Source organism: Kocuria atrinae C3-8 (assembly GCF_000286355.1).
GTDB lineage: Bacteria > Actinomycetota > Actinomycetes > Actinomycetales > Micrococcaceae > Kocuria > Kocuria atrinae_A.
This window is the reverse complement of record NZ_AJXN01000006.1, coordinates 45,830-54,631: the sequence shown is the minus strand read 5'-3', so window position 1 is coordinate 54,631 and position 8,802 is coordinate 45,830. Positions and strand designations below refer to the sequence as shown.

The following is an 8,802-nucleotide window of genomic DNA, read 5'->3' as shown; positions in this document are numbered from 1 at the left end:
TAACCGTGCAGCAGTCCCTATGCGTGGCGGACATGGCTCGCATCACAGTGCTTCCATTGAATGGAATGGCGCATGCGAAAGCCGCTGGCGACACAGGCCCGTCAATCGTTCATGCGAGGCGCAAGTTGGTGATGCAAGTGGGATCGTCCTCGTTTTTAGTCGAGATGCTTGCGGTTCCGATCTGACCTGCGTGACTAATTCTGAGCGTGGCGTCTATATCACGCGGTACCCAAAGTCCAAGGAAGCCATTGTCGTACGTCTTGCGCACTTCATCGACAAGAACCTCACCGCTGCCGCTCGTGAGTCTGACCTGCACGTCCGTGTTACCCAGCTCGCCGACACAAGTAGTCAGGCTATGAAAATAACAATCGTGTGTCTGGCTCTTGTAAGGAGCGATTGAGACATACATCCCATCCTCAGGCAGGGGGAGCCGAGCCTCGCGCTGCTGCGTGTCAGAAAGCACGACCGCATCAGGCTGCACTGACGCCTGCAGGCCAGCGGGCCGATTGGAAACAGGCATAGTGTCCAAGCGCTCAATGACTTCCGCCGCACCAAGTCCTTCCAAGCCATGGTTAGCCAAGAGGTCACTCTTTACTGCAAGGTCGCCCGACGATGTAGGCACTGCCTCAGGGGCAGATATTGTGCAGCCCGAGAGTGCAAGAGCGGATGCGAAACAGACTGCCGAAGATGCAAGAATCAGCTTCTGTCGACGGCCTGACTGAAGCTTAGTCATGCGGTGCTCCTCCAATGAACTGGCACGTACACACATCATCTTATTCCGACCGGAGCAGTTTCCATCGACCCTGAACCCGCGCCAACCCCTTTGACTCCATGCACTCGCCCGCTTGACCGTGGACCCCCCTTGGCAGACCCGTGTGCGCACCCGAGACAACACCACAGACCCAGTGCTGACATGTGCTGGACTCTGAAGAACGAGGCAAACAGCCTTGCCCCATACCCCCCATGGGTATATCCTGAAACCAAGCTCTTCAGAAGAGCCACACGGGTGGCCATCAACTTCGATATCCGTCGATGGGTACTCAATAGTCTGCAAGAATCCCACGCCTCTCCAGTTCACCCCGTCAGACAAGGAGCTTCAGATGAACAAGCGCACGCGCACCCTCATAGCCACTGTGACGCTCACCGGAGCAATCGCGTTCACCGGTTGTTCGAATTCAGCCAACGAAGAGCCAGCATCGCCGGCTTCCCAGAGTGACAACGCGCACGCGGGGCATGGCGGCATGGATCACCCAATGGACGGCGGCCCCGTGCCCGAGGGCATGACAGCAGCCACCGACCCGGAATATCCCGTGGATACCGAGGTAACCCTCACAGCCGATCACATGGAAGGTATGAACGGTGCCAGCGCGACCGTGGTCGGCGCATACAACACGTACACGTACGCGATCGACTACACGCCCACCGAGGGTGGAGACCCCGTCACCGATCACAAATGGGTCGTTCAGGAAGAGCTTGAAGACGCGGGTAACGAGCGCCTGGCCGATGGCACCGACGTCAAGGTAGCTGCCGATCATATGGAAGGTATGAACGGAGCAATAGCAACGATCGCGTTTTCAACCGACGAGACCGTCTACGTCGTTGACTACGAAGCCGACGGGATGGAAATGACGAACCACAAGTGGGTTGTCGAAAGCGAGATGCAGCCCGACTCCTAGCCAACAGGAACCGGGCATCGAGGAATGGACAGACCATGAACAATCAGCACACCCACCACGGGGCAACCGAGGCTACCCCCCACGAATATGCGGGCCACCACGACCACTCTGTACACGGGGAGCGGGGTGCACCCATGGAGCACGGTGGTCATGGCCACGCAGGTCAAGGCGGGCACGGTGATCATATCGGACAGTTTCGGCGGTTGTTCTGGATCATGCTCGTCCTCGCGATTCCCGTCGTGGGATTCAATGACATGTTTGCCCAGCTCATCGGCTACACACTCCCAGATGCCGATTGGGTGCGGTGGGTTTCCCCGGTCCTGGGCACGGTCATGTACTTCTGGGGTGGATGGCCGTTCCTCACTGGCGGGTTCAGCGAGATCCGATCTCGCAAACCCGGCATGATGCTGCTCATCGCTTTGGCCATCACCGTAGCCTTCCTCGCCTCTTGGGGCGCAAGTCTGCAGTGGCTTAGTCATGAACTCAATTTCTGGTGGGAACTCGCACTACTAGTGGTCATCATGCTTCTGGGCCACTGGATAGAAATGCGCTCCCTAGCCCAGACCACCTCGGCCCTTGACTCTCTCGCGGCGCTCATCCCCGATGAAGCCGAGAAGATTGAGGGCGACGGAGTCGTGAAAGTCGCGCCCACAGCCCTTGCTGTCGGAGATATCGTGATTGTCCGTCCGGGTGCCTCTGTGCCAGCTGACGGAAAGATCATCGACGGGTCCGCGTCCATGGACGAATCGATGGTCACCGGCGAGTCCAGGACCGTCAGCCGAGGGGTCGGTGGTCACGTGGTCGCCGGCACTATCTCCACAGACTCGGGGCTGCGGATCGAGGTAACCGCCACCGGCGAAGATACTGCCTTGGCAGGCATCCAGAGGCTTGTGACCGACGCTCAGGCGTCCTCCTCCCGTGCCCAGCGGATCGCCGATACCGCCGCCGGATGGTTGTTCTGGTTCGCCCTCAGCGCTGCCGTAATTACGGCGCTCGTGTGGTCCCTAATAGGTCTCCCTGACGAAGCCGTCGTGCGCACCATTACGGTCCTGGTCATCGCCTGCCCCCATGCCCTTGGCCTCGCAATACCGCTGGTAGTATCCATCGCTACCGAACGCGCGCCCGCGGCGGAGTGCTCATCAAAGACAGGCTCGCATTGGAGTCTACGCGCACCGTTGATGCAGTCCTCTTCGACAAAACCGGCACACTGACCAAGGGCGAACCTACGGTCACCGCCGTCGATACTGTCGGCGTACATACCGAGGACACGGTGCTTGCCTTAGCGGCAGCGGCCGAGTCCGACAGTGAACACCCCCTCGCTCGTGCCATTACCCATGCAGCCCAGCAACGCGGTCTGGAACCACCTCGAGCCAGGAACTTCACGTCCTCCCCCGCCATCGGGGTTAGGGCCACCGTCGACAACATGGTCATCGAAGTTGGGGGCCCGTACCTTCTTGAGCAGCGCTCCTTCAAGGAGTTACCCATCTCAGCGCAATGGCGAAATGAGGGTGCGATCATCCTCCACGTCATTTCCGACGGTCAGGTGATCGGTGCTTTGCGTCTCGCCGACGCAATCCGCACCGAGTCACGCGACGCCGTTGACGCTCTCCACGCTCAGGCGTTCAGGTCGTCATGATCACCGGCGATGCAGAGGCCGTGGCTCAAGCGGTTGCCGACGAGCTTGGTATCAACCGTGTCTTCGCCGGCGTGCACCCCGAGGACAAAGCCATGAAGGTCGCGGAGCTCCAAGGCGAGGGCCGCAAGGTTGCGATGGTCGGCGACGGAGTCAACGATGCTCCTGCGCTGGCCCAGGCCGACGTCGGCATCGCCATCGGCGCGGGCACGGATGTCGCCATCGGATCGGCCGGAGTCATCCTGGCTAGCTCCGACCCCCGTTCGGTGCTCTCGGTGTTAGAACTTTCGCGTGCGAGCTTTCGGAAGATGAAGCAAAACCTCTGGTGGGCTGCCGGGTACAACTTGATCTCCGTACCTCTCGCCGCGGGCATCCTGGCTCCGATCGGGTTCGTTCTGCCCATGAGCATCGGCGCAATCCTCATGTCCGCATCGACAGTCGTCGTGGCACTCAATGCTCAATTACTGCGCCGTCTCAACCTGGCCCCGGAAGTTAGCACTGATCACATGCTCCACAGCCGGTAGACATGAGGTCGGGCTTCGGGCCCTTCCCTCACGTCCGCTCAATATGCGGCGGCTGTGGACGCACAGACATTCATCCAGGACGCGGCAAAGGTTTCTGCTACAAAGGACAACCTTTGACAGTTGTTACAGTGCGCCCATGGCACGGGAGATTCCGTGCGAGGCAACCCTTAACGTTTGCACGACGCCGGGCACTTCTGCCGGGCCCATATCCTCGAGCGCCATGACCACGCCCAGCGCCACCGGGCGGTGCCACTGTGCACCCGTACCGGCACCGAGATACCACCGGTTTCCTGGTCAATTCGACCGCGTTGCAGGGCATAACCGCGTTGCGCGAAACGGCGCAGGTCAGTCATCAGACGATCCGTAGGAATCCCCTCGGGAAAACTGTCGTCGCGCACCCGCTGGCAATATTCCGTGACGAAAGACTCCGAGTATTGGGACATCAGCACCAGCCCCGCCGCCGATTGGTGCAGGGGTAACCTGCCCGCCACGTTCGAGCGCAGCGGCACATCCGACTTCTTGCCGAGGATCCGCTCGGCGAACAGAACGTCGTCGCCTTCCACGACTCCCACGTGAACGTGCTGTCGAAGCACCGCGTGGACGTCCGACATGAACGGGATGGCAACCGACGCCAGGTCCTCTGCCAATGCGGCCCGGGAGGCCAGCTCCCACAACCGGGTCCCCACCCGATAGCCCTGCCCGCGGGCGGACTCGATCCAGCCGATCTGCTTCATATCTGTCAATAAACGGAGTGCAGTGGACGTGGGGAGCTGAGCAGAACTGGCGATGTCCTTGAGCTGCAACACCGGGGTCTCTGAACCGAACGCCGCAAGGATCCGTTCCACGCGAGCGAGAACAGAATCGCCCGATGTCGAATTCGCCATCTCCCGCTCCTCGCCGCTCGTGCCACAGATCCCATGCTGCACCGTCACAGGCACACGAATGATCTGTACTCCAGCGTAGTCTCCCGGGCAATGCCGAAGGCCGGCCCCCACATGAGTGGGGACCGGCCTTCGGTCGTACGGACTACGGCAGCTCAGCTACCGCCCCGTGTGATCAGTTGGTGCCGAAGTCGTAGTCATCCAACGGGATGGCCTGGAACTCCGAACCCAACGCACCCGAGTTCTCCTCGGCGTAGCTGAAGTCAGCGAACGCGGAAGGATCGGTGAACATGGAAGCCTTGGCTTCCTCGGTGGGCTCAACATCCACGTTGTTGTAGCGTGCCAGGCCGGTGCCGGCCGGGATGAGCTTACCGATGATCACGTTCTCCTTCAGACCCAGCAGCGGATCCGACTTACCTTCCATGGCCGCCTGCGTCAGAACGCGGGTGGTTTCCTGGAAGGATGCGGCAGACAGCCACGAGTCGGTTGCCAGCGAAGCCTTGGTGATACCCATGAGCTCCGGACGGCCCGCTGCGGGACGCTTGCCCTCGGCCACCGCACCGCGGTTTGCCTCGAGGAAGCGCACGCTGTCCACCAGCTCACCCGGCAGCAACGGAGTGTCGCCGGATTCGATGATGGTCACGCGGCGCAGCATCTGACGGACGATGACTTCCACGTGCTTGTCGTGAATGCCCACACCCTGGGAGCGGTACACACCCTGGACCTCGTCCACCAGGTGCTTCTGAGCCTCACGGGGACCGCGGATACGCAGCACCTCCTTGGGGTCAACCGCACCGGTCACGAGCTGCTGGCCCACGACCACGGAATCGCCGTCGTGCACGAGCAGCTTGGCGCGACGCAGCACCGGGTAGGCAAATTCCTCGTCGCCGTTGTCCGGAACAATGACGATCTTGAGGGACTTGTCCGTGTCCTCGATGCGTACGCGGCCGGCCACCTCGGAGATCGGGGCGACACCCTTGGGGGTACGGGCCTCGAAGAGCTCCTGAATACGGGGCAGACCCTGGGTGATGTCACCGTCCGAGGAGGCGACACCACCGGTGTGGAAGGTACGCATGGTCAGCTGGGTACCGGGCTCACCAATCGACTGCGCGGCCACGATGCCCACGGCCTCGCCGATGTCCACCAACTGGTTGGTGGCCAGGGAGCGACCGTAGCAAGATGCGCACACACCCACGGCGGACTCACAGGTGAGCACGGAGCGCACGCGAACCTCGTCGATACCGGCGGTGAACAGCTTGTTGATCAACGCATCGGACATGTCCTGCCCGGCCTCGGCCACGATCTCGCCGTTGGCATCCACCACGTCGGTGGACAGCACACGACCGTGCACGGTGTTCTCGACGTCCTCGTGCAGGGAACGCACGCCGGACTCATCGATCTCCGACACGGGCAGCACCAGGCCACGGCTCGTCTGGCAATCCGCTTCGCGAACAATGACGTCCTGGGAGACGTCCACCAGACGACGGGTCAGGTAACCCGAGTTGGCGGTACGCAGTGCGGTATCGGCCAGGCCCTTACGAGCACCGTGGGTCGCGATGAAGTACTCCAGAACCGACAGGCCCTCACGGTAGGAGGACTTGATCGGACGGGGCATGATCTCGCCCTTGGGGTTGGCCACCAGACCACGGATACCCGCGATCTGACGAACCTGCATCCAGTTACACGTGCGCCCGAGGACACCATGCGGTTGATGGTGTTACTCGCGGTCAGGTTGTTGCGCATGGCCTCGGCGACCTCGTCGGTTGCCTTGGACCAGATGTCGATCAGCTCGGAACGACGCTCGTCGTCATCGATCAGACCCTTGTCGTACTGGCCCTGGATCTTCGCGGCCTGCGCTTCGTAGCCCTCCATAATGGCGGGCTTCTCCGGCGGGGTCGCGATGTCCGAGATCGCCACGGTCACACCCGAACGGGATGCCCAGTGGAAACCGGCGTCCTTGAGCAGATCCAAGGTGTGAGCCACCTGGGTCATGGGGTAACGCTCGGCAAGGTCGTTGACCAGAGAAGACAGGTGCTTCTTGTCGGCAACGTTCTCGTCCCACGGGTAGTCCTCAGGCAGCGTCTCGTTGAAGAGCACGCGACCCAGGGTGGTCTCGACGACGGCGGGCTGGCCGGGTTCCCAACCTTCGGGGGCCTCCCAGCCGGCGTACGGCACGAAGTTCTCCAGCTCGATCTTGCACTTGGAGTTCAAGTGCAGATCACCGGAGTCGTAGGCCATGATGCTTCGGCGATGGACGAGTAGCTGTTGCCCTCACCGGCCCAGCCGTCACGAACGGTGGTCAGGTGGTACAGACCGATGATCATGTCCTGCGAAGGCAGGGCGATCGGCTTACCGTCCGAGGGCTTGAGGATGTTGTTCGAGGACAACATCAGCACGCGAGCCTCGGCCTGTGCCTCCGGGGACAGCGGCAGGTGCACCGCCATCTGGTCACCGTCGAAGTCGGCGTTGAACGCACCACACACGAGCGGGTGCAGCTGAATGGCCTTACCTTCGACCAGCTGCGGCTCGAACGCCTGAATACCCAGGCGGTGCAGGGTGGGAGCACGGTTCAACAGAACCGGGTGCTCGGTGATGACCTCTTCGAGGACGTCCCACACCTGCGGGCGGTAACGCTCAACCATGCGCTTGGCAGACTTGATGTTCTGGGCGTGGTTGAGGTCGACCAGACGCTTCATAACGAAGGGCTTGAACAGCTCCAACGCCATCTGCTTGGGCAGACCACACTGGTGCAGCTTGAGCTGCGGACCCACCACGATGACCGAACGGCCCGAGTAGTCCACACGCTTACCCAACAGGTTCTGACGGAAACGACCCTGCTTGCCCTTGAGCATGTCAGACAGCGACTTGAGCGCGCGGTTGCCCGGTCCGGTGACGGGGCGGCCACGGCGGCCGTTGTCGAACAGCGAGTCAACAGCTTCCTGGAGCATGCGCTTCTCGTTGTTCACGATGATCTCGGGCGCACCCAGATCCAGCAGACGCTTCAAGCGGTTGTTGCGGTTGATCACGCGACGGTACAGGTCGTTCAGGTCCGAGGTGGCGAAACGGCCACCGTCGAGCTGGACCATGGGACGCAGCTCCGGCGGGATCACCGGAACGGCATCCAGGACCATACCCAGCGGGGAGTTATCCGTGGTGAGGAACGCGTTGACAACCTTGAGTCGCTTCAGGGCGCGAGTCTTACGCTGGCCCTTACCCGTGGCGATGGTTTCCCGGAGGGATTCCGCCTCGGCGTTCAGGTCGAAGGATTCGAGGCGCTTCTTGATCGCCTCGGCACCCATGGAACCTTCGAAGTACATGCCGTAGCGGTCGACCATCTGGCGGTACAGGGCCTCGTCACCCTCGAGGTCGTTGACCTTGAGGTTCTTGAAGCGGTCCCAGACCTTTTCGATGTGATCGATCTCGCGGTCAGCGCGCTTACGCACGTTGGCCATCTGGCGATCAGCGGAGTCACGCAGCTTGCGCTTCTCGGCCGCCTTGCCGCCCTCTTCCTCGACGCGGGCGAGTTCAGTCTCGAGGTCACGAGCGATTGCGGCGATGTCCGAATCGCGGGTGTCCTCCATCTGCTTCTTCTCACGGTCGATGGCAGCCTGCAGGTTGGGCAGGTCGTCGTGACGAGCCTGCTCATCCACGGAGGTGATCATGTAGCGGCGAAGTAGATGACCTTTTCGAGGTCCTTCGGAGCCAGATCCAGCAGGTAGCCCAAGCGCGACGGAACGCCCTTGAAGTACCAGATGTGAGTGACCGGTGCGGCCAACTCGATGTGGCCCATCCGCTCACGACGCACCTTGCGCGAGTCACCTCGACGCCACAACGCTCACAGATGATGCCCTTGTAACGGACACGCTTGTACTTACCGCAGTAGCACTCCCAGTCCCGGGTGGGGCCGAAGATCTTTTCACAGAACAAGCCGTCTTTCTCGGGCTTGAGCGTGCGGTAGTTGATGGTTTCGGGCTTCTTGACCTCGCCGTAGGACCAGCTACGAATCTGGTCCGCGGTGGCCAGGCCAATACGCATGAGGCCTAGTGAAGAATCGTTGGACATAAGGTCCTGTCCCTCTTTCTAAAAAT

Annotated in this window: 3 protein-coding genes and 2 pseudogenes; 2 read left to right on the top strand and 3 right to left on the bottom strand. The window is 61.4% G+C overall.

Going from position 1 to position 8,802, the window contains the following annotated elements:
- Nucleotides 1-109: 109 nt before the first annotated feature.
- Nucleotides 110-733, bottom strand: a complete 624-nt coding sequence (locus YO9_RS0101190) for a CueP family metal-binding protein (protein ID WP_031272447.1) — start codon at nucleotides 731-733, stop codon at nucleotides 110-112.
- 367 nt (nucleotides 734-1,100) lie between these two features.
- On the opposite strand from YO9_RS0101190, the gene YO9_RS0101185 reads away from it, so the two are divergent.
- Together YO9_RS0101185 and YO9_RS0101180 are read left to right on the top strand one after the other, a co-directional pair.
- On the top strand, nucleotides 1,101-1,676 hold the full coding sequence (locus YO9_RS0101185) for a YdhK family protein (RefSeq protein WP_016995837.1): 576 nt from the start codon (nucleotides 1,101-1,103) through the stop codon (nucleotides 1,674-1,676).
- Between the two features lie 35 nt (nucleotides 1,677-1,711).
- A pseudogene (locus YO9_RS0101180) lies at nucleotides 1,712-3,833 on the top strand (heavy metal translocating P-type ATPase).
- 167 nt (nucleotides 3,834-4,000) lie between these two features.
- On the opposite strand, the gene YO9_RS0101175 reads toward YO9_RS0101180, so the two are convergent.
- The gene (locus YO9_RS0101175; protein ID WP_223285921.1) at nucleotides 4,001-4,717 is read right to left on the bottom strand and encodes an IclR family transcriptional regulator; all 717 of its coding nucleotides are present in this window, start codon (nucleotides 4,715-4,717) and stop codon (nucleotides 4,001-4,003) included.
- Nucleotides 4,718-4,889: 172 nt separating this feature from the next.
- A pseudogene (locus YO9_RS0101170) lies at nucleotides 4,890-8,776 on the bottom strand (DNA-directed RNA polymerase subunit beta').
- Nucleotides 8,777-8,802: the final 26 nt, after the last annotated feature.

Coding starts and splice junctions, on each gene's coding strand:
- YO9_RS0101175 (WP_223285921.1), bottom strand. CDS start 4,717: ATGGCGAATTCGACATCGGGCGATTCTGTTCTCGCTCGCGTGGAACGG.
- YO9_RS0101190 (WP_031272447.1), bottom strand. CDS start 733: ATGACTAAGCTTCAGTCAGGCCGTCGACAGAAGCTGATTCTTGCATCT.
- YO9_RS0101185 (WP_016995837.1), top strand. CDS start 1,101: ATGAACAAGCGCACGCGCACCCTCATAGCCACTGTGACGCTCACCGGA.